We start from the raw sequence: 21,686 nt of genomic DNA on the forward strand, positions 1-21,686 counted from the left end.
CAGGCTAGAACGGATGTTCTAACTATTCAACGTCGGATTCGAAGATACGATCGACCACCGACATCGCGTCGGCGCGCCCAGGTCAGCCGGCGAGTTCTGCCGTCGTGCGGATGCGGGCGAACCCACCTTGCTGCAATACCAGAGCGGTATCGGCCATCAGCTCGGCCGCCGAACGGGTCACGGTGCCGAGACCGGGGATCTCGGCGGAGAGATCGAAGGTGCGCGTCGCGTCGAGCACCACGGTCGTGTCGTAGCCGAGGTTTCCCGCCATCCGCGCCGTCGTTTCCACACACATGTTGGTCTGGATGCCGCACACCACGACCTCGTCGATCGCCTGCGCGGTGAGCCACGCGTGCAGATCCTGATCACCGTAGAACGCCGAGTTCACGGCCTTCGAGATGCGGAGGGCCGCCGGTGCGGCCGCAACCGCGTCAACGAGCGCATTGCCCGGAGAATCCGGATGCAGCGGAGAGCCCGGTGACGCGGAATCGTGACGCACGATCACGATCGGTTCGTCGTTCGCGGTCCACGCGGCGATCAGTGCGGCGACGTTCGCCTCGCATGCCGGGTTCGCGGTCGGTCCCCAGAACGTCAGGTCGTCGAAGCCGCGCTGCATGTCGATCACCAGGAGAGCTCGAGTCATGAGCCCATCCCATCACGCCGCTCCGACCCCGGCGCCGCTCCCCCGGGATTCACTTGCGGGTCAGGCGGCGAGAGCCAGGTACGGCTCCCAGCACGGGTCGGCGCGCTCGGTGCCGCGCACGGTCCACTGTCCGCCGCGCGGCACGCCCGGCACCATCCGCAACGACCACGACATCTCCTGCGGCGTGCGGTCACCCTTCACGTTGTTGCAGCGCAGGCAGCAGGCCACGAGGTTCTCCCACGTGTCCTTGCCGCCGCGAGAGCGCGGCTGCACGTGATCGATCGTCGAGGCCGCTTTGCCGCAGTACGCACAGCGGTGACCGTCGCGACGCAGCACGCCACGGCGCGTGACCGGCACGCTCTGCCCTCCCGGGATGCGCACGTAGCGCGTCAAGACGATCACGGCAGGACGGTCGTAGACCTGCGACGTGCCCCAGACGGGGTCTTCGTCGATCTGCTCGATGATCGTGGCTTTCTCGTTCATCACGAGCACGAGGGCTCGTTTGAAGGAGACCACAGCCAATGGCTCGTAGCCCGCATTCAGCACCAGTGTGCGCATTCCTTTGTCCTTCGAATAGGCCGGGACGGCTTCGCGGATATTCGATACAGCTGACGACGAGAGGCACGGAGGGATGAAAAAAGGCGCTGTCTTATAGACAGCGCCTAGGACGCACGGGTACCCCGTGGCATCCGATCACCCGATGCCGAAGAACGAGCAGGCCGAGCGCATCCATGGTTCGGATGCGTGGTGTCCCGCCCATCGGCTCCTCCGCTTTCTCTCAGCGTCGAGATCAGGGTAACCCACCGCGACACGCGCGGGGCGCATGGCGGGATGAACGACGGGTGACGGGTGTCGAGAAAGGTCAGCCGGCGTTGGAGAGCAGCCAGGCGTACGGGTCGACGTTGCCGCCGTTCAGCCGCACCTCGAAGTGCAGGTGGTTGGCCGTGGACGAACCGGTGCTGCCCATCAGGCCGATGATCTGACCGGCTTCGACGTACTGGCCGGGCGTCACGAGAACGCCACCGTTCATCATGTGGCCGTACGTGGTGGAGACGGTCTGGCCGTTGATCACGCTGTCGAGCACGACCGCGTTGCCGTAGCCGTAGTAGTTGCCGGCGACCCGCACGGTTCCGGCGGCGGCCGCGTACTCGGGGGTGCCCTGCGCGCCGAGGAGGTCGACGCCCTGGTGGTAGCCGTCGGCACCGAATCCACGACCCACGCGGATGGCCGACATGTCGACCGGCCAGCGGACGGTACCGCTTCCCGGGGCGACCATCGTGAGGTCGACCGAGGCACGGGAGACGGATGCAGCGGATGCGGAAGACGCGGCGGTTGCGGCGCGCGCTGCGGCAGCCTCAGCGGCCTTCTTCTTCTCGATCTCTTCGGACGTCGTCGCGGAGTAGCTGTCGCGGGAGAGCTCGGTTGTCGTGACGTCGGACGCGATGACCAGGGACTGCGCGTTCTCGGCGGCGACCTGCTCGATCGTGACGGCATCGGTCGTCGGGTTCAACGCGGCGTAGGCGGGCAGCGCGACCGTGGCGACGAGGCCACCGACCATGCTCAGGATGACGACGCTGCGCAGCGGCTTGCGGAAGCTCTGGCCGAGAGCCGAGCGGGCGGATGCGGGGCGGCCGGACCGGACGATCGTCGTCGAGGTACGAGCCACTCGACGCTTCGCCGAGCGTGCGACGTCGCGCATTCCGCGGCGACTGGTCGCAGGACTCGCCGCGTCGGCGTCGGGTGCGCTCGATGACGCGTCGTTCTGATCAGCCAAATTCATCCTCCGTCGCCTCCACGCGGTTGCGTCAGCTCGTCGGCATTCGTTTCGGGCACGATATGCGAGTTTCACCGCGCGGACGACGAGCCATCAGAGGCAGTTCGAGCGGGGTCCGACGGCGGGCTTTCTCGCCTGTGGACTTTCCGAGGCTACCGAAAAATAACGAATAAGTCACGTTGCGGCCATCCGGCGAGACGTCTCCCGGCCTGGGGAGGAGGGGTGCGAACGCGCTCTCAGCGGCTCTCGTCGACCAGGAAGATGTGACCCGCGACCTCGACCGGCAGCTCCAGGCCCTCGTCGGAACCGTCCATCTCCACGAGGACGTAGCCCTCGTTGAAGCGGTACGAACCGGCGGCTCCCGGCATGACGCCCGCGGCGCGCAGCTGCTGCAGCAGCTCCGGATCGACCTGCGCCGGCTCGGCGAGGCGGCGCACCGTGCCCTGGATCGGACCCCCGGCAGCCTCGATCGCCCGGACCAGTCCGACCACGCCGTCCTCGAACGTGACCGACGGCAGATCGCCCAGTTGGTCGAGGCCGGGGATCGGGTTGCCGTACGGCGATTCGGTGGGGTGCCCGAGCAGCTCGACGAGGCGGCGCTCGACCTGCTCGCTCATCACGTGCTCCCAGCGGCACGCCTCTTCGTGCACGTAGGCCCAGTCGAGCCCGATGACGTCGCTGAGCAGACGCTCGGCGAGACGGTGCTTGCGCATCACGTCGACGGCCTTCTGCCGACCGGCTCCGGTGAGCTCGAGCGAGCGGTCGTCCGAGACGATGACGAGGCCGTCGCGCTCCATCCGCCCGATCGTCTGCGAAACGGTCGGGCCGGAGTGCCCGAGGCGCTCCGAGATCCGCGCGCGCAGAGGAATGATGTTCTCCTCCTCGAGCTCGAGGATCGTGCGCAGATACATCTCGGTGGTGTCGATGAGATCGGTCATGAATGTGTTCCTCGACGTTCGAAGCGGGGTAAGGCAAGCCTATCTGGCCGCACCGACACACGGCCGGGCTCGCGACCGGCGCAGTCATACAATCGGAGCCATGTCCCACGTCGTGCTTCCCCGCGAGATCCTGCCCGCCGACGGACGCTTCGGCTGCGGCCCGTCCAAGATCCGTCCGGAGCAGCTGGCCGCTCTGGCCGACGCTGGCACGGTCGTGCTCGGCACCTCGCATCGCCAGGCACCGGTGAAGAATCTGGTCGCGAGCGTTCGCTCGGGCCTCTCCGAACTGCTGCGACTGCCGAACGGCTACGAGATCATCGTCGGCAACGGCGGCTCGACCGCGTTCTGGGACGCCGCCGCCTTCGGGCTGATCGAGCGGCGGGCGCAGAACCTCGTCTTCGGCGAGTTCGGCGGCAAGTTCGCCTCCGCCGCGGCCGCTCCCTGGCTGGAGGCCCCCGACGTCCGCAAGGCTGCCCCGGGAACGAGCGCGACCCCCGAGGCCGTCGAGGGCGTCGACGTCTACGCCTGGCCGCACAACGAGACGTCCACCGGCGTGTCCACCGAGATCCGTCGCGTGCAGGCGGATGCGGGCGCCCTCACCGTCATTGACGCGACGAGCGCCGCCGGCGGCATCGACTTCTCCGTCACCGAGAGCGATGTGTACTACTTCGCGCCGCAGAAGAACCTGGGCTCCGACGGCGGCCTGTGGTTCGCCGCGGTCTCGCCGGCCGCGATCGAACGCATCGAGCGGATCGCCGCATCCGGACGCTACATCCCCGAGTTCCTCAGCCTGAAGAATGCGCTCGACAACTCGCGCCTGCAGCAGACGCTCAACACCCCGGCGCTCGCCACACTCGTGCTGCTCGACTCGCAGCTGTCGTGGATCATCGGCAACGGCGGGCTGCAGTGGGCCGATGCGCGCACGCACGAATCCTCCGACGCGCTGTACGCGTGGGCGGAGGCATCAGCGGTGGCGACACCGTTCGTGGCGAACCCGGCCGACCGCTCGCCGGTTGTCGTGACGATCGACTTCGATGAGACGGTGGATGCGGCCGCCCTCGCCGCGAGCCTTCGCCAGAACGGCATCGTCGACACGGAGCCGTACCGCAAGCTCGGCCGCAACCAGCTGCGCGTCGCGACGTTCACCTCGATCGATCCCGAAGACGTGCGTCAGCTGATCCGCTGCATCGACTTCACTCTCGAGAACAGCTGACCCGCGCCGAACCACCCCTGTGCCGCCGAGCCACCCCGATATGCCGCGCGCACACCGGGGTGGCTCGCGGATAAAGGGGTGGGTCGGCGGAGCGGGAACTCGCTAGCGCGCGTCGTCCTCGTCGTCCTCGTCGTCCTCGTCGTCTGCGTCTTCGTCGAGCTCGTCGATGTCGACACCGTCGACATCGCCGGCGTGCAGGATCGACGATCCGTCCTCGTCGAAGTCGGATGCATCCGTGTCGTCGAAGTCGTCGAGGTCGTCCGACTCCTCGTCGGAGTCGTCGTCGCTCTCGGAGTCGTCGCTCTCGTCATCGGCGGCGCCCGCGGCTTCGGCCAGAGCGGCCTGCTGCACGTGGTACTCGGCCAGACGCGTGGCCCACGGCACCCACTCGGGAGCCAGGAGCGCGCCCGCGCCGGGCATCAGCTCGACCTCGAGCACGGTCGGCTCGGAGCCTTCGACGACGGCGAGCGTCACGGTCCAGTACCAGCCCGGGTACCCGGGAAGCCGGTTGTGGAAGCGGAGGGAGACGGCGCCGCCCGGCTCGACCGCGTAATCCGCGGCAGGGCCGACGGTCGCGGCGGGAGTGATCTCGTGCAGCGCCGCGAGCGCGAGATCATGCGCAGCGAGGAGCCGCGGATCGGGCTCGGCGGGCGTCTGCACGATCGCCTCGGCGTCCTCGACCACCTCGGCGGCCTCGAGTTCTTCTTCGGCCTCGGCCGTCTCGACGATCTCGCCGGCAGCCTCGAGCACCTCGACGACGTCCTCGGCGATCTCCGCATCCGCTTCGGACGCCGAGACGTCGGCGGTCTCGTTCAGAGCGTCGCCCTCGTTCAGAGAGTCACCCTGCACGCCCTCGGGCGCATCGGAATCAGGCGTCGAGGTCATCGGCTACCTTGCGCAGCACGGCCGCGATCTTCTTGGCGTGCGCCGCACTGGGGTACCGGCCGCGACGCAGGTCGCCGCCCATGTCGTCGAGAAGCTTCACGAGGTCTTCGATGATGATCGCCATGTCGTCGGCGGGCTTCCGCGCGCGCTTGGCGAGGCTCACCGGCGCTTCGAGCACCCGCACCGAAAGCGCCTGCAGTCCGCGCTTGCCGTCGGCGACGCCGAACTCGAGCCGGGCACCCGCCTTCAGAGCCGTCGCGCCCTGCGGTAGGGCCGTGGCGTGCAGGAAGACATCCTGGCCGTCATCGGTGGTGATGAAGCCGAAGCCCTTCTCCTCGTCGTAGAACCTGACCTTGCCGGTGGGCATGCGAACCTCGCTGAATCATGCGCCCACGAAATGCGGGCACGACGGAACCGGGATCGGAAGACCCCTTGACCAGACTACGTCACGGGCACGAGGCACTAGGCTGAGGCCGATGAGTACACCCACTCCGACCGACGATGTGCCAGTTCGTCGTATCGACCGCATCCTGGCGTTCATCTCTCTCGGTCTGCTCATTCTGTCGGTCGCCTGCTTTCTGGCGATCATGATCGCGACCGCGACGGGTTCGGACCACGAAGATTTCGGTACCGGAATTTGGCCGGTGGTCGGCGTGATCGTCTACATCGCTCCCCCGCTCGCCTTCGTCGCCATGGTCGCGCTGATCATCATGGCTTTCACCCGAAGGGCTCGGGCCAACCGAGGGAACTAACCGGTGGGCGACTCCTCCGACGAACGCGCGCTGGCAACGATGCTGGCGGCCTCCGATGATGCTGCGCTCGCGGACCTGTTCGCCGCACGCCGCGTGCCCGTGCCGAACCCGGCGCACGACTTCTTCGACATCTCCGCGGCGCTTCTCGCGGAGAACGCGATCGACAAGGCTCTGATCCGCCTTCCCGGCTCCCTGCTGCGTGCGTTGGCGGATGCCGATGACGCGGGTGTCGCCGCATCCGATCGCCCCGCTCTCAACGAACTCGCGCTCGTCGACGCAGACGGTCGCCCCTTCCACGTCGTGGCCGCGCGCCTCCGGGCGCTGCAGAGCGCTCCGCTGCCGACCGCGCACGGTCCTGCCACCGAACCCGAGCCGTCCGACGAGCGGGTCACCGCTGCCGCGGGTGAGCGCGCGTTCTCGGCGGTCGCGGCCCTCGCCGATGTCGTGGTCGCCGCACTGTCGGCGCCGCTCGGCCGCACCGGTTCGGGCACGGTGAGCGTGGCGGAACGTCGACGCCTCGTCGATGACGGTGCCGTCGCCGACGGAGACGAACTCGACGACCTCCTCGCGCTCGGGGCGGATGCGGGACTCCTCGATGACGGTGAGCGCCTCTGGAGCGCGACCGACGATGCTGCGGCCTGGCTGAGCGAATCGACGGCGTCGCGCTGGGCGGAAGTCGCGCGCAGCTACGCCGCACGTCTGCCCTCTGCGGTGCGGACGGTCGACGGCGGGTTCCTTCCGCCGGACGCCTGGCCCGCGTCGTATCCGCTCGATCCCGATTGGCCCGCACGCGCGACCGCGCTCATGCGGCGAGGGCGCCGCTGGGGCATCCTCACCGAGAACGGCAGCGAGCCCGCCTGGACGACCGCGCTGCGTCGCCACGGCGAACCCGACATCGAGGCGCTCAGCGCTCATCTGCCCCCCGAGGTGGATCGCGTCTACCTGCAGGCCGATCTCACGGCGATCTCCCCCGGTCCCCTCGTTCCGGCCGCGGAGCAGCGGCTGCGTTCGATGGCGGTCCGCGAGACCCGCGCGCAGGCGACGACCTACCGGTTCACGGCGGAGTCGCTCACCGCGGCGGTCAGCGCCGGCGAGACCCCCGACACCATCCGCGCGTTCCTCGGCGAGCTGTCGCTCACCGGCATCCCGCAGCCGCTCGACTACTTGATCGAGACGACGGCGTCCCGACACGGCCTGCTGCGCGTGTCGACCGACCCGGCGTCCGGGCGCACGGTGGTTCGCAGCGCCGACCCGCAGCTGCTCGCGACGATCGCCGTCGACCAGGCGCTCCGCCCGGTCGGACTCGTGCACGACGGCGCGACGCTCGTCTCCCGCGCCTCGCGCGACACCGTCTACTGGTCGCTGTTCGACGCGCGCTACCCGGTGGTCGCCGTCGGCGACGACGACGGCGTGCAGCGACTCTCCCGTCGCAGTTCGCGAGATATGTCGACCTCGGCCGACGCGGCCGAACGCTACGCGCGCCTCATTCAGACCCTGCGCCTGGCGCACGGCCCCGACGCCGACGCCGCCTGGCTGGAGCGCGAGCTCGAACAGGCCGTCCGGGGGCGGACCCTCATCGAGGTGGACGTGCGGTTGCCGGATGCCTCGACCCGTACGTTCGTGCTCGAAGCGACCGGAATCGGCGGCGGACGCCTGCGCGGCCTGGACCGCGCGGCGGATGTGGAACGCACCCTGCCCCTCAAGAGCATCGCCGGGGTCCGCCGCGCGTGACGACACGTGGCGACACGGCCTTCGGGCATAGCTCTCGCCGGTAGACTGGCGCGTTATGGCTGACGGACCCCTCATCGTCCAGAGCGACCGCACGGTGCTCCTCGAAGTCGCGCATCCGCGCGCGGAGGACGCGCGGCACGAACTGGCCGTTTTCGCGGAGCTCGAGCGCGCGCCCGAGCACATCCACACGTACCGCATCACGCGCCTGGGCCTGTGGAATGCGCGGGCCGCCGGACATGCCGCAGAAGACATGCTCGCCACGCTCGACCGTTGGTCGCGTTTCCCGGTGCCGCCGTCGGTGTCGACGGACATCCGCGAGACCGTGACCCGTTACGGGCGTCTCGTGATCGAACGGGGCCCGTACGGCGACGAGGAGTCGGCGCTCATCCTCCGCTCCACCGACGCTCCCGTCCTCGCGGAGGTCGCTCGCAACAAGCGCATCCAGCCGCTCCTGATCGCGCACCCGAGCCCCGACACGTACGTCATCGACCCGTGGGCCCGCGGTCACATCAAGCAGGAGCTGCTGAAGATCGGGTGGCCGGCCGAAGACCTCGCCGGATACACGCCCGGCACGCCCCATCCGATCGAACTCCAGGAAGACGGGTGGACGCTGCGTCCGTACCAGCGGAAGGCCGTCGACATCTTCACCGATGGCGGATCCGGGGTCGTCGTGCTGCCCTGTGGCGCCGGCAAGACCCTCGTGGGCGCGGCGGCGATGGCCGACACGAAGACCACCACGCTGATCCTCGTCACCAACGCGGTCAGCGCGCGGCAGTGGCGCGACGAGCTCCTCAAGCGCACGACGCTCACCGCCGAAGAGATCGGCGAGTACTCGGGGCAGGTGAAAGAGGTCAAGCCGGTCACGATCGCGACCTACCAGATCCTCACCGCGAAGAGGAAGGGCGAGTACGCCCACCTCGCCCTGCTCGACGCGCTCGACTGGGGCCTCGTGGTCTACGACGAGGTGCACCTGCTGCCCGCCCCCGTGTTCAAGCTGACCGCCGACCTGCAGGCGCGCCGCCGACTCGGCCTCACCGCGACGCTCGTGCGCGAAGACGGTCGCGAAGGCGACGTCTTCAGCCTGATCGGGCCCAAGCGCTTCGACGCGCCCTGGAAGGAGATCGAGGCTCAGGGCTTCATCTCCCCCGCCGCCTGCTACGAGGTGCGTGTCGACCTCCCCGCCGACGACCGTCTCGAGTACGCCGCCTCGGCCGATGAGGACCGCTACCGGCTGGCGGCCACCGCATCCGCGAAGATCAGCGTCGTCCGCTCGCTCGCCGAGCGGCACGCCGGCGAGCAGATCCTCGTGATCGGGCAGTACCTCGACCAGATCGACACGCTCGCCGAAGCGCTGAACGCGCCGAAGATCACGGGCGCCACCCCCGTCGACGAGCGCGAACGGCTCTACCAGGCGTTCCGCGTGGGCGAAGTGCCCCTGCTCGTGGTGTCGAAGGTGGCGAACTTCTCGGTCGATCTGCCCGAGGCATCCGTCGCCATCCAGGTGTCGGGATCGTTCGGCTCCCGACAAGAGGAGGCCCAGCGCCTCGGGCGGCTGCTCCGCCCGAAGACGAACGGCCACACGGCGAGTTTCTACACGCTCATCGCCCGCGACACGGTCGATCAGGACTTCGCGCAGAACCGGCAGCGATTCCTCGCCGAACAGGGATACAGCTACACGATCCTGGATGCGGACGCCCTCGCCGCCGCATGAGAGGCACGTGACGGCGCCCTCGGCGACTCTCGAATGCGCCGGTGGCACGGCAATTCTCATGTTCACCATCAGCGGACAGACCCCTCGTGCGGGCGATTCTCCAGCCAGCGCATCGACGAGGTCACCATAATGAACACATGACCGCACCGCGCATCCTCGTCGTCGACGACGAACCGAACATCCGCGACCTGCTCATCACGAGCCTGAAGTTCGCCGGGTTCCAGGTCCGCGCCGTCTCGAACGGCGCACAGACGATCTCGGCCGTCCTGGAAGAAGAGCCCGACCTCATCGTGCTCGATGTGATGCTGCCCGACATGAACGGGTTCAGCGTCACCAAGCGCCTGCGAGAGGCCGGCTACACGGCGCCGATCCTCTTCCTGACGGCGAAGGACGACACGGAAGACAAGATCACCGGACTGAACGCCGGCGGCGACGACTACGTGACCAAGCCGTTCTCGCTCGACGAGATCGTCGCCCGCATCCAGGCCATCCTCCGCCGCACCATGCAGGCCGACGAAGAGTCCGTCATCCGCGCCGGTGAGCTCACGATGGACCAGGACACGCACGACGTCTTCGTCGGCGACGCGCAGATCGAACTCAGCCCGACCGAGTTCAAACTGCTCCGGTACCTCATGCTGAACCCGAACCGCGTGCTGTCGAAGGCGCAGATCCTCGACCACGTCTGGGAGTACGACTTCAACGGCGACGCCGGCATCGTCGAGAGCTACATCTCGTATCTCCGCCGCAAGATCGACCCGCACTCCACCGACGCGCTCATCCAGACCAAGCGCGGCTTCGGTTACATGCTCAAGGCCGGCAAGTCCGCCTGAGCGGAGGCATCATCCTGGGCGACAACGACGGTCTCACGCGCTGGTGGCGCGGCATCAGCCTCCGCGCGAAGGTCACCGGGGTCACTGTCGCCGTTCTCGCGATCGGCCTCGTTGCCGCGGGGCTCGGCACGATGGTGTTCCTGCGCACCACCCTGCTCGCGAACCTCGATACGACGCTCACGCAGCTCTCGCGCGGGCCGGTCGCGAACACCCTGTTCGATGTGACCGTCGACGACGGTGACGTGGAGTTCACCGAGAAGGACGGTGCGCCGAGCACCGAGTACTTCCTCGCGATCTACGACGCGGAGGGGAATCCGCTGATCAGCGGCGGCGGAGACGATGGCGAGGAAGGGCCGGACTACCCGGAATCCGTACGCTTCGACCTCGCGTACGCGACGCAGCTGCAGGTGTTCGAGTTGACGAACGCCGCGGGCACCGAGTTCCACGCGACCTACGTGATCACGCCCGTTTCGGGTACCACGCAGTCGTTCACGCAACTCGTCGCCATTCCCACGACCCAGACCGAGCGGGTCGTCGCAACCTATCTCGGCATCTACACGTTGCTCGCGCTCGTGACGGTGATCGCGAGTGCGTTCCTCGTGCGCTGGGTCGTCACGCTTACTTTCCGCAGCCTCGGCCAGGTCGAACGCACCGCCGAGGCGATCGCCGGCGGCGACTTCAGCCAGCGGATGACCGACATCGAGCCCGAGACCACCGAGGTCGGGCGGCTCAAGCGCGCGATCAACGCGATGCTGGGGCGCGTGGACGCATCCCTCTCGGAGCGCGACGCGACCGTGCGCCAGATGCGTCGCTTCATCGGCGACGCGAGCCACGAACTGCGCACTCCGCTCGTGACCGTCCGCGGATATGCCGAGCTGTACCGGATCGGGGCGATCCCGGACGCCGAGGCCACCGGCCAGGCCATGGGACGCATCGAGAAGGAGGCCATGCGCATGACGTCGATGGTCGAGGATCTGCTCGCCCTGGCGCGACTCGACGAGCGTCGCGACGTCGTGCTCAGCCCGATCGACCTGCGCCCCATCGCCCGGGACGCGGCCCTCGACGTCAGCGCCGCTGCTCCTCAGCGCGCGATAACGGTGCTCGACGCCCACAGCGAGCGCGACGGGACGCTGCAGACCCCGCCCGTCTCGATGACGGCGCTCGGCGCGGAGTCCTCCCAGAAACGTCGGGGATCGGTACCGACCGCGGCGATCGGGCTGGCCTCGCGGCTCCGGCGCCGTCCGCGCGGCGAGACCGGCGAGATCGCCGCGCTGCCGGTGACCTTCGAAGAGGTGCGCGCCACGATGCCCCCCGTGGTCCTGGGCGATGAGAACCGCATCCGGCAGGTGGTCGCGAATCTGCTCGGCAACGCGCAGCGCTTCTCCGCCGCCGACTCCCCCATCGAACTGCGGGTCGGCACCGACGACGCGGCACGTACCGGGTGGATCGAGATCATCGATCACGGCGAGGGCGTTCCCGAACCGATCCGCGAGCAGATCTTCCAGCGCTTCTGGCGCGCCGACACCTCACGTGCGCGCGAGACCGGCGGGTCAGGTCTCGGCCTTTCCATCGTCGCCTCGATCGTGGAGACGCTGCACGGATCGGTCGCCGTGACGGACACGCCCGGCGGCGGCGCGACCTTCCGGGTGTCGCTGCCGCTCGCGGCCGACCGCGAGGCGGCGGCGCACCTGCTGATCGAGACGCAGCCGGTCGAACCGCTCCCCAGTGCACTGCGTCCCACACAGGGCGACGACTCCGACCGCTGACCGTTCCTCCCCAGGCACCGGCCCGGGCGGGACTGTCCACGGTGTGCACGGAACGCCAACGGCCGCCGCATCCGGGTCCGTACCGTGAGGGTTTCCGAGCAGAGGAGGAAACCCATGGCCGTCTTCGCCGTCGACAGCGACGCCGTTCTCACCGCCACCACCGCGATTCGCGGAACCGTCGATCGTTTGCAGAGCGAGTCCGCGTCGCTCATGGCGCAGTTGCACGCGCTGCAGGCGTCGTGGACGGGCACCGCATCCGGCATGTTCCAGGGCAGCATCGAGCAGTGGCGCGGCGCGCAGCGGGGCGTCGAGGATGCCCTGGCGTCGATCAACCTCGCACTGTCGGCCGCCGGCCAGCAGTACGCCGAAGCAGAACAGGCCAACATGAGCCTGTTCCGCTGACCGCACGAACGACGGATGCCCCGGTCCGAGGACCGGGGCATCCGTTTCGTTCTGTGGGCTTTAGAAGTCCATGCCACCCGTCGGGTCGCCGGCCGGAGCCGACGCCTTCTCGGGCTTGTCAGCGACGACGACCTCGGTGGTGAGGAAGAGCGCCGCGATGGAGGCGGCGTTCTGCAGCGCGGAGCGCGTCACCTTGGCGGGGTCGATGATGCCCTGTGCGAACAGGTCACCGTACTCGCCGGTCGCGGCGTTCAGGCCGTGTCCGACGGGCAGGTCTGCGACCTTGTTCGCGACGACACCGGGCTCGAGACCGGCGTTCAGCGCGATCTGCTTGAGTGGGGCCTCGATGGCGACCTTGACGATGTTCGCACCGGTTGCCTCGTCGCCCGTGAGCTCGAGGGTCGCGAACGCCTTCTTGCCGGCCTGGATGAGGGCCACGCCACCACCGGGGACGACACCCTCTTCGACGGCCGCCTTCGCGTTGCGAACGGCGTCCTCGATGCGGTGCTTGCGCTCCTTGAGCTCGACCTCGGTCGCGGCACCCGCCTTGATGACGGCGACGCCACCGGCGAGCTTCGCGAGACGCTCCTGGAGCTTCTCGCGGTCGTAGTCGCTGTCGGTGTTCTCGATCTCGCGACGGATCTGGGTCACGCGACCCTCGATCTGAGCCGAGTCGCCCGCACCTTCGACGATGGTGGTCTCGTCCTTGGTGATGATGACCTTGCGTGCGCGGCCGAGCAGGTCGAGCGTCGCGTTCTCGAGCTTGAGACCGACTTCCTCGGTGATGACCTGGCCACCGGTGAGGATGGCGATGTCCTGCAGCTGCGCCTTGCGACGGTCACCGAAGCCGGGAGCCTTGACGGCGACCGACTTGAAGATGCCACGGATCTTGTTCAGCACCAGGGTCGCGAGAGCTTCGCCCTCGACGTCCTCGGCGATGATGAGGAGTTCCTTGCCGTCCTGGATCACCTTGTCGACGATCGGCAGCAGGTCCTTGATGTTCGAGATCTTCTGGTTCGCGATCAGGATGTACGGGTCTTCGAAGACCGCTTCCTGACGCTCCGGGTCGGTCACGAAGTAGGGGTTGAGGTAACCCTTGTCGAAGCGCATGCCCTCGGTGAGCTCGAGCTCGGTGCCGAAGGTGTTGGACTCCTCAACGGTGACCACACCCTCCTTGCCGACCTTGTCGATCGCCTCGGCGATGAGCGCGCCGATGGCCGGGTCTGCGGCGGAGATCGACGCGGTGGCGGCGATCTGCTCCTTGGACTCGATCTCCTTGGCGTCGGACAGGAGCGCCTCTGTCACGGCCGCGACGGCTTTCTCGATGCCGCGCTTGAGCGAGATGGGGTCGGCGCCTGCGGCGACGTTGCGAAGGCCCTCGCGAACGAGTGCCTGAGCGAGGACGGTCGCGGTGGTCGTGCCGTCACCGGCGACGTCGTCGGTCTTCTTGGCGACCTCCTTGACGAGCTCCGCACCGATCTTCTCGTACGGGTCGTCGAGCTCGATCTCCTTGGCGATCGAGACACCGTCGTTCGTGATCGTGGGGGCGCCCCACTTCTTCTCGAGAACGACGTTGCGACCGCGGGGTCCCAGAGTCACCTTGACCGCGTCGGCCAGAATGTTGAGGCCGCGCTCGAGGCCGCGACGGGCCTCCTCATCGAAAGCGATGATTTTTGCCATGTGTGGTCGTCCCTCCCGGACGTTGGGCTTACCGTCAGTTAGCACTCATCAAACGTGAGTGCTAACTCATTCTGGCACTCACCCCCGGGGAGTGCAAGCTGCCGCGGGGCGTCCCGCCTCGCCCACGGCGAACACGATTCCGGATGCGGTCGCCCCCGCGCCGCCGCATCCGCCCCGCCTTCTCCCGCTCCCCTCCCCCCGCCTCTCTTCCATCCGCGAGACGGGATCTTCGCGCCGAGACAGGGGGGTTACCCCGCTGTCTCGGCGCCCCGATCCCGTCTCGCGGGAGGGTGAGTGGAGTGGGGACGCGGCGGGGACGCGCAGCGACCCCCGGCGCCCGAGGGGCAGCGGGGGTCGCGGATGCGGAAGGGTCAGGCGAGAACGCGCACCGACTCGGCCTGCGGGCCTTTCTGGCCGCTGCCGACGGTGAACTCGACGGCCTGGCCCTCTTCCAGAACACGGAAGCCGGTCATGTCGATGTTCGAGTAGTGCACGAAGACGTCCTGGCCGTCACCCGACGTGATGAACCCGAAGCCCTTTTCGGCGTTGAACCATTTGACGGTGCCCTGTGCCATGCGAATCTCCTGAAGCGTTGAATACCACTTCATCGTATGGAGCCGGGAATGGCCGGAAAGGCCCGATCCGGCAGTGTTGACACCCGTGGCGCACAACGTTTACGCGGCCGAAACACAGGCCTCTCGGCGGGGGCGCCGACAGCCCCGCGCCGCGGCCGAGCGTCGAATTCGCCGACAGCCGGCGGGATGCCGTCAGGACGCGGGCGTCGTGGACGGAGTCGCCCCCGCGGCCGTGCGATCCAGGCCGATCACGACGGTGAGCAGCTTGTTCTGGCTCTCGTCGAGGTCGGCCGTTCCGGGGTCGTCGATCGGCTGATAGACCTCGCTGAGCGCGACGGCCGCGCCGCCGATGACGCCGGCGAGCCCGCGGGCCGCCGCTTCGTCGGCGGGGAACGCGTAGTAGACGGTCGTCTCCGCGAAGTCCGACGTGCTGGCCTGGCTCGGCAACACCGTGTCGGCGTTCCAGCCGGCGGCGACGATCTGATCCTTCATGGTGGTCGCGAGGCCCGACTCACCCGTGGCGTTCAGCACGTTGACCGCGAACGACGTGTCGATGGTCGCCTCCGGCTCGGCCGTCGCGGTGGGGGTCGGTGTGGACGCGGGAACCAGCGTGATGCGCCCCGAGACGATCAGGCTGCCGAAGATTCCGATCCCGACGAGCAGGATGGTCGCCACGAGCGCCCAGAGGATGATGACACCCGAGCGCAGACGGGGATTCTCGGCCCGGTGAGCGCCCACGCGCCCGGATCCTTCCGGGAGATCGTCGAAGCGATCTCGGGAATAGGTCTCACGCGGCACCCCCCGATGCTACCCGGGCGAGCGTGGGGATCCGACGCGACGGGCCGTCAGCCGGCAGCGCGTACGCCGCGGGTGGATCGTTCCCGGCGCCGTTCGTCCCGGATGCGGCGCAGTCGCGCGACCAGCATGGGCTCGTGCGCGAGCGCGGCCTCCGTGTCGATGAGGCGCCCGAGCAGTTGGTAGTAGCGTGCCGGGGCGAGGCCGAGCTCCGACCGGATCGCCTCTTCCTTCGCTCCCCCGTGCGCGCCCCAGCGGGACTCGAACGCGAGGATGCCCGCATCCCGATCACTCAAGCCCTGCACGTCGACCGCAGACTCCTCGAGCGCCGGGCGCGCGGTCGTCGGATCGGAGTCGGTCAGGGGCACGATCTCACGCTAGCCGCGGTCGGCGTCGATGCCGCGACGCCACTCCACGGAAGCGCCGAGCGGGTCCACGGCGGCCAGGACTTCGCCGTCGAGTGCGAGCGCGAAGCGGGATGCGGGCCAGCTCGCCGCGTCGATCGGCGTCGTCCATCCGTTGTGCAGCGCGGGAGCGTCCAGCGTCACCCATCGTCCCGCTCCGCGTGCGGCGGCGATGGCGGCGTGCCGCCGGCGGCCGGGCACGTGCGCGAGGACGCCCGGGGTCGTGACGACGAGCGTGGCGCCGGCGGGAGCGGATGCGGCGAGCGCGTCGAGCGCGTCGGCATCCGTCGCATCGGCCGTCTCGAGGTGCGGAGGATCCGCCGCAGCGATGTCGGCCGCGGCGTCGATCCGCTCGCGGCGACCCGTTTCGCCCGGCCAGACCAGATCCGTGAGCCACGCCCGGTCGGCCGGTCGGCGCACATCGAGCGGGGCGAGGTCGATGCCCGCACGCCAGACGATCTCGGGAAGGCCGGTGGGGGGTTCACCGCCGATCCAGGTCGATTCGAGCGTCACGGTGCTCGGCCCGCTCACGGGATCGATCGCGTGGACGTGACCGTCCGGCATCCGGTACCGGTACGAGAACCGGTCCGGGTAAAGGCACAGGCCGGCGCTCGCCCCCACTTCGAGAAGAGCGATCGGGCCGTCGATGAGATCCAGCGCCGGCAGGAGCGCCGCGCAGCGCAGGGGCTCGTTGGTCTGGATGCTGCGGATGCGGCACTCCGCGACCAGCGCATCCGCGTGCGCCAGCACCCACGCACGCCATGCGGTCGGCGGATCTTCGGGAGCGCCCAGCATCCGACTCACCGCGAACACGAGCGGAGGCTGCCGGTGCGTGTCCGGGATCTGTGCGAGCACACGTGCGACACCGGCGTCATCCCGCACGGTCTCCGCCCACGCGCCGTACAGCGCCGAACGGCCCGGAGCTTCGAGACGGGCGAACCGCTCGTAGCGGTCGATCACGGCGACCCACTCGCCCTCGGTTGCCGCACTCACCGAACCATTGTGGGCGCTGTGCGGGCGAACTCGTCGGTAACACCCGGAACAGGTGCGCGCGGAACGGGGTTGAATAGAACCGACGAAGGGAAAACTGTGAGCTACGCGGTGAACAAGTCCGACGAACAATGGCGCGACGAGCTGGGCGACGAGAAGTTCGCCGTGCTGCGCGAGTCCGCCACCGAGCGCGCCTGGACGGGCGAACTGCTCGATGAGAGCCGCGCCGGCCTCTACGCCTGTGCCGCCTGCGGGGCAGAACTCTTCCAGAGCGGAACGAAGTTCGACTCGCACTGCGGATGGCCGAGCTTCTACGAGTCGGTGCGCCCCGAGGCGGTCGAGCTCATCGAAGACAACGCCCACGGGATGGTGCGCACCGAGGTGCGCTGCGCGAGCTGCGGGTCCCACCTCGGCCACGTGTTCCCCGACGGTTTCGGCACCCCCACGGGTGACCGCTACTGCATGAACTCCCTCGCCCTCGAGTTCACCCCCGAGGCGGACGACAAGTGACCGCGACCGCCGCGGAGGCGATGCTCGCCCGGCGGTCGATGTCACGGGTGACCGACGAGGCCCCCACCCGCGAGCAGCTGCTCGCCGCGATCGCTGCGGCCGGACGCGTCGCCGACCACTCGTCGATGCGGCCGTGGCGGCTGATCGAACTGCGCGGCGACGACCGCGAACGCCTGGGTCGCGCCATCCACAAGGCCGAGCACAAGCGCGGTCGGTCGACCAAGCCGCTGCGCGCACCGCTGCTGATCGCCGTTGTCGCCTCGGTGCGCAAGAGCGGCAAGGTGCCCGACTGGGAGCAGGAGGCCGTGGCCTCCGGGGTCGCCCACATGCTCAGCCTCGCGCTCGACGAGCAGGGTTGGGGCGTCTTCTGGCGCACCGGCGAGTACACGCGCAGCAAGGCTGTCGCCAAGGCGCACAAGCTCGCGAAGAACGAGCGGCTGCTCGGTTGGCTCTACGTCGGCGGCAAGCCGGTGCGCGAGCGCGAGACCCGGCGCAAGACGATCGACCCGGAGTCGTTCCTCTCTGCCATGCCCCGCTGACGCGGCGGCACCACCGTCGCAGGATCGCGTCATCCGCGCAGAATCCGTCCGGAAATCTGCGACCTCGGCGCGATTCTGCGGAGTACGGGCGCCCCACGACCGGGGCGACGCGTTCAGCGGCGACGCCAGCGCGGCACGACGGCGATCACGACGCCGACGAGCGCGAGTGCGACGGCCGTCAACGCCAGTGCGAGCGGAGGGCCGGAGTGCGCCGGCCAGATCGCGTCGATGACCACCGACGTCAGCAGCAGGCCGACGACGGAGCCGAGCCCGAGTTGCAGAACGCCCGTGTGCCGCACGAGCGCCGCCGACAGGAAGATGTAGACGACGCCGATCGCGCCGCCGAAGTACACCCACGGATCTGCGGGGAGTGAGGCGGGCAGACCCACGAAGGCGATCCGGATGCCGGCGGCCACCAGGAGCGCGAGCGTTCCCCCGATGAAGTTCACGAGGGTCGCAATGAGCGGACTCTCCACGACGTGGCGCAGCCGCCCATTCGTCGCCTGCTGCCAAGCGATGCCGGCTCCGGCGAGGAAGGGGAGAAACAGCATCCACGCCGGTACTCCGGAGGGCCCCTCCCCGAGCAGCGAGATGACCACGGCCACCACGGCCAAGCCGCCGCCGAGCAGGCGTCCGACGGTCACCGGCACGACTCCCGCGGGCCCGTATCCGGCGCGGTCGAGCACGACGCCGTTCACCGTCTGACCCGCCACGACGCCGACCGTGAACGTGGCGACGCCGATGACCGCGACGGTCAGGCCCTGACTCGCGACCGTGAACGCCCCCGCGAGTCCGCCGATCAGCATCCAGAACGGGATGCGCCGCTCGCGCACCCCGCGCACCAGACGGCCGAACCCTGCTCGGCCGGACGGCACGGTCGCCGAGAGCACGATCAGAATCGCCAGGCCCGAACCGAACGAGATCACGGCCGCGACGAAACCGTCGCCGATCGCCGCACCGAGTGCGCCGTTGATCTGCGCCTGCACGCTCGTCAGCACTCCGACCAGCACCGCGCCGCCGAGCGCCACCGCGAGCGGAAGCCGACGGGGAGCGGCGGATGCGGAACGAGACGTCACCGCACGATGCTACGCGGCGCAGAACGCCCCGCTCGCGGCGGCAGGATCCGATTCGGTGCCGGCTACAGGACTTGAACCTGCAACCCCCGTATTACAAGTACGGTGCGCTACCAATTGCGCCAAGCCGGCAATGCCGCCAGTCTACCGGCGCTCGCCCGACCGGCCGTTCCCCGGTCGCGGGACAGCATCCGTCCCTGCGCCGCGAGGGCTCAGGACGAGGGCGTCGGGGTCGGCGTCGCGGTCGGGCTCTTGTAGTACGACTCGCTCGAGGTCGTCAGCACGAACTGCGCGAATTCCTTCGGGTCGTCGAGCTGGCCGAGGTACGGCTCGCCGTTGACGAGGATCATCGGCGCACCGGTCAGGGTGAGTCCGTCGGTGCCGGGGATTCCGGCGACGGCCTGGTCGGTCGCTGTCTTTGCCCAGGCCATGTACTCACCGCCCTCGATGCAGGCGCGAACACCCTTCGGGTCGGTGACACCGGAGGTCTGCGCGAGCGTCGCCAGGTCGGCGTCCGAGAGGCCGTCCGAGTTGGCGTCGGGCTGCGCGTCGAGCAGGGCGTGGTTGAACGCGAACACCTTGTCGGGTGAGTGCGAGGCCACACACGCGGCAGCGCCGGCCGCCCGCAGCGAGTACTTCGTGCCGTTCGACTTCGCGGTCAGCATCGCGACCGGGTAGTACGTGAGAGTCGCCGCACCCTCGGTGACCCAGCCGGAGAGCTGCGGGGCGTTGGCGAGTTCGAACTGCTTTGCGCCCGGCGCCAGGTAGTCGACGTACACGCGGATGTCGGCGGTCGCCGCATCCGACGCCGTGGGTGTGGGAGTGGCCGCGGGGGCATCCTCGCCCTGCGCAGTGGCGGCCGCATCCGGAATCGTCGCCGACCCGAGAGCGACACCGGCAACCGAAGTGATCGCGAATCCGCCGTGGTCCTCACCGACGGGTGCTGCCTGCGACGGGCCCGTGGACGAGCCCACCGCGAAAACGACGGCTCCGACGACGGCACCGACCATCACGACGGCACCGATGACGAGAACGCCGAGCCGGATGCGGCTGAGCCGCGTATGGCGAGCCCGCACCTGCTGCGCCTTCTCGCGCACGGCCTCACGGCGGTCGCGCTGAGCCGGAACGTTCGAATCGTCGTTGGACATGGAACCTCTGATAACGCACGAGACCGGCCTCGCCGGCGCGGCCGCACGGGTGAACGGCCCTGTCGATGCTAATCAGCGCACCTGGGAAATGCCCAGACGCGCGTGCCATACTGGCACTGCGCCCAATGAAGGGCGTGCGGGCCAAGCCCCCGCATATTCCATCACTACGGATCGTCCGGCACGTACCTGCCGGTGAAGGAGAAGAAACAATGGCGTCCGTCACGTTCGACAACGCAACCCGTCTGTACCCCGGAGGCACCCGCCCCGCCGTCGACAAGCTGAACCTTGAAGTGGGCGATGGCGAGTTCCTCGTCCTGGTCGGCCCCTCCGGTTGCGGTAAGTCCACCTCGCTCCGCATGCTCGCGGGCCTCGAAGAGGTCAACGCCGGCCACATCCGCATCGGTGAGCGCGACGTCACCGACGTTCCGCCGAAGGACCGCGACATCGCGATGGTCTTCCAGAACTACGCGCTGTACCCGCATATGACCGTCGCCGAGAACATGGGCTTCGCGCTGAAGATCGCGGGCGTCGGCAAGGATGAGCGCGCCACCCGCGTGCTCGAAGCCGCCAAGCTCCTCGACCTCGAGCAGTACCTGACCCGCAAGCCCAAGGCACTCTCGGGTGGTCAGCGTCAGCGTGTCGCGATGGGCCGCGCGATCGTCCGTCAGCCGCAGGTGTTCCTCATGGACGAGCCGCTGTCGAACCTCGACGCGAAGCTCCGTGTGCAGACCCGTACCCAGATCGCGTCGCTCCAGCGCCGCCTCGGTGTCACCACGGTCTACGTCACGCACGACCAGACCGAGGCCCTCACGATGGGCGACCGCATCGCCGTTCTGAAGGACGGCGTGCTGCAGCAGGTCGGCTCGCCCCGCGACCTGTACGAGAAGCCGAACAACGTGTTCGTCGCCGGCTTCATCGGCTCCCCTGCCATGAACCTCTTCCCGGCCGACCTCGCCGACGGCGGCGTCCGCTTCGGCACCGAAATCGTCCCGCTCGACCGCGACACCGTCGGCCGCGCCAATGGCAGCCAGGTCACCGTGGGCGTTCGCCCCGAAGACATCGAGGTCGGACCGGTCGACGGTCAGGGCCTCACGGTTCAGGTCGACCTGGTCGAAGAGCTCGGCGCCGACGGCTACCTCTACGGTCACACCGAGATCGGCGGCAAGCGCTCCGACATCGTGGCCCGCGTCGACGGCCGCAACCACCCGAACGCGGGCGAGACCGTGACCCTGGCCGCCAAGCCGGGCCACGTGCACGCGTTCGACATCGAATCGGGCGAGCGCCTGAACGACAAGGCCATCGCTTCGGCCTGATCGCACCTCGGGGG

At 68.9% G+C, this 21,686-nt stretch carries 23 protein-coding genes and 1 tRNA gene; 10 read left to right on the forward strand and 14 right to left on the reverse strand.

Annotated features, from left to right (window positions below; genetic code table 11):
* Nucleotides 1–82: 82 nt before the first annotated feature.
* The 4 genes from LMI96_RS10965 to LMI96_RS10980 all read right to left on the reverse strand — a co-directional run bounded on the left by LMI96_RS10965 (nucleotide 83) and on the right by LMI96_RS10980 (nucleotide 3,355).
* On the reverse strand, nucleotides 83–643 hold the full coding sequence (locus LMI96_RS10965) for a cysteine hydrolase family protein (protein WP_228361498.1): 561 nt from the start codon (nucleotides 641–643) through the stop codon (nucleotides 83–85).
* A gap of 60 nt (nucleotides 644–703) precedes the next feature.
* On the reverse strand, nucleotides 704–1,201 hold the full coding sequence (locus LMI96_RS10970; RefSeq protein WP_223722995.1) for an HNH endonuclease: 498 nt from the start codon (nucleotides 1,199–1,201) through the stop codon (nucleotides 704–706).
* A gap of 304 nt (nucleotides 1,202–1,505) precedes the next feature.
* Nucleotides 1,506–2,417, reverse strand: a complete 912-nt coding sequence (locus LMI96_RS10975; protein WP_223722994.1) for a M23 family metallopeptidase — start codon at nucleotides 2,415–2,417, stop codon at nucleotides 1,506–1,508.
* 236 nt (nucleotides 2,418–2,653) lie between these two features.
* Entirely contained in the window at nucleotides 2,654–3,355 is a 702-nt protein-coding gene (locus LMI96_RS10980; protein WP_223722993.1) for a metal-dependent transcriptional regulator, read from the reverse strand.
* Nucleotides 3,356–3,455: 100 nt separating this feature from the next.
* On the opposite strand from LMI96_RS10980, the gene serC reads away from it, so the two are divergent.
* Complete coding sequence (serC, locus tag LMI96_RS10985; protein ID WP_228361499.1) at nucleotides 3,456–4,568, forward strand: phosphoserine transaminase; 1,113 nt, start codon at nucleotides 3,456–3,458, stop codon at nucleotides 4,566–4,568.
* A 102-nt stretch (nucleotides 4,569–4,670) separates the two neighbouring features.
* On the opposite strand, the gene LMI96_RS10990 is transcribed toward serC, so the two are convergent.
* Both LMI96_RS10990 and LMI96_RS10995 read right to left on the reverse strand, forming a co-directional pair.
* Nucleotides 4,671–5,453, reverse strand: coding sequence for a DUF3027 domain-containing protein (locus LMI96_RS10990; protein ID WP_267059705.1), 783 nt, complete (start codon nucleotides 5,451–5,453; stop codon nucleotides 4,671–4,673).
* Nucleotides 5,437–5,820 carry a cold-shock protein gene (locus LMI96_RS10995; RefSeq protein ID WP_223722990.1) on the reverse strand — a complete coding sequence of 128 codons (384 nt, stop codon included), beginning with the start codon at nucleotides 5,818–5,820 and terminating at the stop codon, nucleotides 5,437–5,439. The genes LMI96_RS10990 and LMI96_RS10995 overlap by 17 nt, the downstream gene beginning before the upstream one ends.
* Before the next feature lie 109 nt (nucleotides 5,821–5,929).
* Here LMI96_RS10995 and LMI96_RS11000 point away from each other — a divergent pair, with 109 nt between their 5' ends.
* The 6 genes from LMI96_RS11000 to LMI96_RS11025 all read left to right on the forward strand — a co-directional run bounded on the left by LMI96_RS11000 (nucleotide 5,930) and on the right by LMI96_RS11025 (nucleotide 12,645).
* Nucleotides 5,930–6,205: a multidrug ABC transporter ATPase gene (locus LMI96_RS11000; RefSeq protein WP_223722989.1), complete on the forward strand. Its 276-nt coding sequence runs from the start codon at nucleotides 5,930–5,932 to the stop codon at nucleotides 6,203–6,205.
* Between the two features lie 3 nt (nucleotides 6,206–6,208).
* Nucleotides 6,209–7,936 (forward strand): helicase-associated domain-containing protein, encoded by a 1,728-nt coding sequence (locus LMI96_RS11005; RefSeq protein WP_228361500.1) that lies wholly within the window; start codon nucleotides 6,209–6,211, stop codon nucleotides 7,934–7,936.
* A 55-nt stretch (nucleotides 7,937–7,991) separates the two neighbouring features.
* The gene (locus LMI96_RS11010; protein WP_223722987.1) at nucleotides 7,992–9,647 is read left to right on the forward strand and encodes a DNA repair helicase XPB; all 1,656 of its coding nucleotides are present in this window, start codon (nucleotides 7,992–7,994) and stop codon (nucleotides 9,645–9,647) included.
* Nucleotides 9,648–9,784: 137 nt separating this feature from the next.
* A complete protein-coding gene (locus tag LMI96_RS11015) occupies nucleotides 9,785–10,477 on the forward strand; it encodes a response regulator transcription factor (RefSeq protein WP_223722986.1) in 693 nt (230 codons plus the stop codon).
* 131 nt (nucleotides 10,478–10,608) lie between these two features.
* On the forward strand, nucleotides 10,609–12,243 hold the full coding sequence (locus tag LMI96_RS11020; protein WP_228361501.1) for a cell wall metabolism sensor histidine kinase WalK: 1,635 nt from the start codon (nucleotides 10,609–10,611) through the stop codon (nucleotides 12,241–12,243).
* Between the two features lie 114 nt (nucleotides 12,244–12,357).
* Nucleotides 12,358–12,645: a WXG100 family type VII secretion target gene (locus tag LMI96_RS11025; protein WP_223722985.1), complete on the forward strand. Its 288-nt coding sequence runs from the start codon at nucleotides 12,358–12,360 to the stop codon at nucleotides 12,643–12,645.
* A 60-nt stretch (nucleotides 12,646–12,705) separates the two neighbouring features.
* Here LMI96_RS11025 and groL read toward each other — a convergent pair whose 3' ends face one another.
* The 5 genes from groL to LMI96_RS11050 form a co-directional block, all read right to left on the reverse strand.
* On the reverse strand, nucleotides 12,706–14,325 hold the full coding sequence (gene groL / locus LMI96_RS11030; RefSeq protein ID WP_223722984.1) for a chaperonin GroEL: 1,620 nt from the start codon (nucleotides 14,323–14,325) through the stop codon (nucleotides 12,706–12,708).
* 371 nt (nucleotides 14,326–14,696) lie between these two features.
* The gene (locus tag LMI96_RS11035; protein ID WP_223722983.1) at nucleotides 14,697–14,900 is read right to left on the reverse strand and encodes a cold-shock protein; all 204 of its coding nucleotides are present in this window, start codon (nucleotides 14,898–14,900) and stop codon (nucleotides 14,697–14,699) included.
* A 192-nt stretch (nucleotides 14,901–15,092) separates the two neighbouring features.
* Nucleotides 15,093–15,638 (reverse strand): LytR C-terminal domain-containing protein, encoded by a 546-nt coding sequence (locus tag LMI96_RS11040; protein ID WP_228361502.1) that lies wholly within the window; start codon nucleotides 15,636–15,638, stop codon nucleotides 15,093–15,095.
* 107 nt (nucleotides 15,639–15,745) lie between these two features.
* A complete protein-coding gene (locus LMI96_RS11045; RefSeq protein ID WP_374197922.1) occupies nucleotides 15,746–16,063 on the reverse strand; it encodes a DUF3263 domain-containing protein in 318 nt (105 codons plus the stop codon).
* A gap of 9 nt (nucleotides 16,064–16,072) precedes the next feature.
* The gene (locus LMI96_RS11050; protein ID WP_228361503.1) at nucleotides 16,073–17,092 is read right to left on the reverse strand and encodes a DUF2332 family protein; all 1,020 of its coding nucleotides are present in this window, start codon (nucleotides 17,090–17,092) and stop codon (nucleotides 16,073–16,075) included.
* A 96-nt stretch (nucleotides 17,093–17,188) separates the two neighbouring features.
* Here LMI96_RS11050 and msrB point away from each other — a divergent pair, with 96 nt between their 5' ends.
* Entirely contained in the window at nucleotides 17,189–17,599 is a 411-nt protein-coding gene (gene msrB / locus LMI96_RS11055) for a peptide-methionine (R)-S-oxide reductase MsrB (protein WP_223722980.1), read from the forward strand.
* 20 nt (nucleotides 17,600–17,619) lie between these two features.
* The gene (locus LMI96_RS11060) at nucleotides 17,620–18,138 is read left to right on the forward strand and encodes a nitroreductase family protein (RefSeq protein WP_228361670.1); all 519 of its coding nucleotides are present in this window, start codon (nucleotides 17,620–17,622) and stop codon (nucleotides 18,136–18,138) included.
* 113 nt (nucleotides 18,139–18,251) lie between these two features.
* On the opposite strand, the gene LMI96_RS11065 is transcribed toward LMI96_RS11060, so the two are convergent.
* The 3 genes from LMI96_RS11065 to LMI96_RS11075 all read right to left on the reverse strand — a co-directional run bounded on the left by LMI96_RS11065 (nucleotide 18,252) and on the right by LMI96_RS11075 (nucleotide 20,359).
* Entirely contained in the window at nucleotides 18,252–19,214 is a 963-nt protein-coding gene (locus tag LMI96_RS11065; RefSeq protein ID WP_228361504.1) for a DMT family transporter, read from the reverse strand.
* A gap of 56 nt (nucleotides 19,215–19,270) precedes the next feature.
* A tRNA-Thr gene (locus tag LMI96_RS11070) sits at nucleotides 19,271–19,343 on the reverse strand.
* Between the two features lie 80 nt (nucleotides 19,344–19,423).
* A complete protein-coding gene (locus LMI96_RS11075; RefSeq protein ID WP_223722978.1) occupies nucleotides 19,424–20,359 on the reverse strand; it encodes a thioredoxin domain-containing protein in 936 nt (311 codons plus the stop codon).
* A gap of 209 nt (nucleotides 20,360–20,568) precedes the next feature.
* On the opposite strand from LMI96_RS11075, the gene LMI96_RS11080 reads away from it, so the two are divergent.
* On the forward strand, nucleotides 20,569–21,672 hold the full coding sequence (locus LMI96_RS11080) for an ABC transporter ATP-binding protein (RefSeq protein WP_223722977.1): 1,104 nt from the start codon (nucleotides 20,569–20,571) through the stop codon (nucleotides 21,670–21,672).
* The last annotated feature ends 14 nt before the right edge of the window (nucleotides 21,673–21,686 follow it).

The sequence above is a fragment of the Microbacterium sp. cx-59 genome (assembly GCF_020805625.1).
In the GTDB taxonomy this organism is placed as follows: domain Bacteria; phylum Actinomycetota; class Actinomycetes; order Actinomycetales; family Microbacteriaceae; genus Microbacterium.

What these genes read in the sequence shown, in the direction of transcription:
- LMI96_RS10965 (WP_228361498.1), bottom strand. Translation starts at nt 643, where the DNA reads ATGACTCGAGCTCTCCTGGTGATCGACATGCAGCGCGGCTTCGACGAC.
- LMI96_RS10970 (WP_223722995.1), bottom strand. Translation starts at nt 1,201, where the DNA reads ATGCGCACACTGGTGCTGAATGCGGGCTACGAGCCATTGGCTGTGGTC.
- LMI96_RS10980 (WP_223722993.1), bottom strand. Translation starts at nt 3,355, where the DNA reads ATGACCGATCTCATCGACACCACCGAGATGTATCTGCGCACGATCCTC.
- serC (WP_228361499.1), top strand. Translation starts at nt 3,456, where the DNA reads ATGTCCCACGTCGTGCTTCCCCGCGAGATCCTGCCCGCCGACGGACGC.
- LMI96_RS10990 (WP_267059705.1), bottom strand. Translation starts at nt 5,453, where the DNA reads ATGACCTCGACGCCTGATTCCGATGCGCCCGAGGGCGTGCAGGGTGAC.
- LMI96_RS10995 (WP_223722990.1), bottom strand. Translation starts at nt 5,820, where the DNA reads ATGCCCACCGGCAAGGTCAGGTTCTACGACGAGGAGAAGGGCTTCGGC.
- LMI96_RS11000 (WP_223722989.1), top strand. Translation starts at nt 5,930, where the DNA reads ATGAGTACACCCACTCCGACCGACGATGTGCCAGTTCGTCGTATCGAC.
- LMI96_RS11010 (WP_223722987.1), top strand. Translation starts at nt 7,992, where the DNA reads ATGGCTGACGGACCCCTCATCGTCCAGAGCGACCGCACGGTGCTCCTC.
- LMI96_RS11015 (WP_223722986.1), top strand. Translation starts at nt 9,785, where the DNA reads ATGACCGCACCGCGCATCCTCGTCGTCGACGACGAACCGAACATCCGC.
- LMI96_RS11020 (WP_228361501.1), top strand. Translation starts at nt 10,609, where the DNA reads ATGGTGTTCCTGCGCACCACCCTGCTCGCGAACCTCGATACGACGCTC.
- LMI96_RS11025 (WP_223722985.1), top strand. Translation starts at nt 12,358, where the DNA reads ATGGCCGTCTTCGCCGTCGACAGCGACGCCGTTCTCACCGCCACCACC.
- groL (WP_223722984.1), bottom strand. Translation starts at nt 14,325, where the DNA reads ATGGCAAAAATCATCGCTTTCGATGAGGAGGCCCGTCGCGGCCTCGAG.
- LMI96_RS11035 (WP_223722983.1), bottom strand. Translation starts at nt 14,900, where the DNA reads ATGGCACAGGGCACCGTCAAATGGTTCAACGCCGAAAAGGGCTTCGGG.
- LMI96_RS11060 (WP_228361670.1), top strand. Translation starts at nt 17,620, where the DNA reads ATGCTCGCCCGGCGGTCGATGTCACGGGTGACCGACGAGGCCCCCACC.
- LMI96_RS11075 (WP_223722978.1), bottom strand. Translation starts at nt 20,359, where the DNA reads ATGTCCAACGACGATTCGAACGTTCCGGCTCAGCGCGACCGCCGTGAG.
- LMI96_RS11080 (WP_223722977.1), top strand. Translation starts at nt 20,569, where the DNA reads ATGGCGTCCGTCACGTTCGACAACGCAACCCGTCTGTACCCCGGAGGC.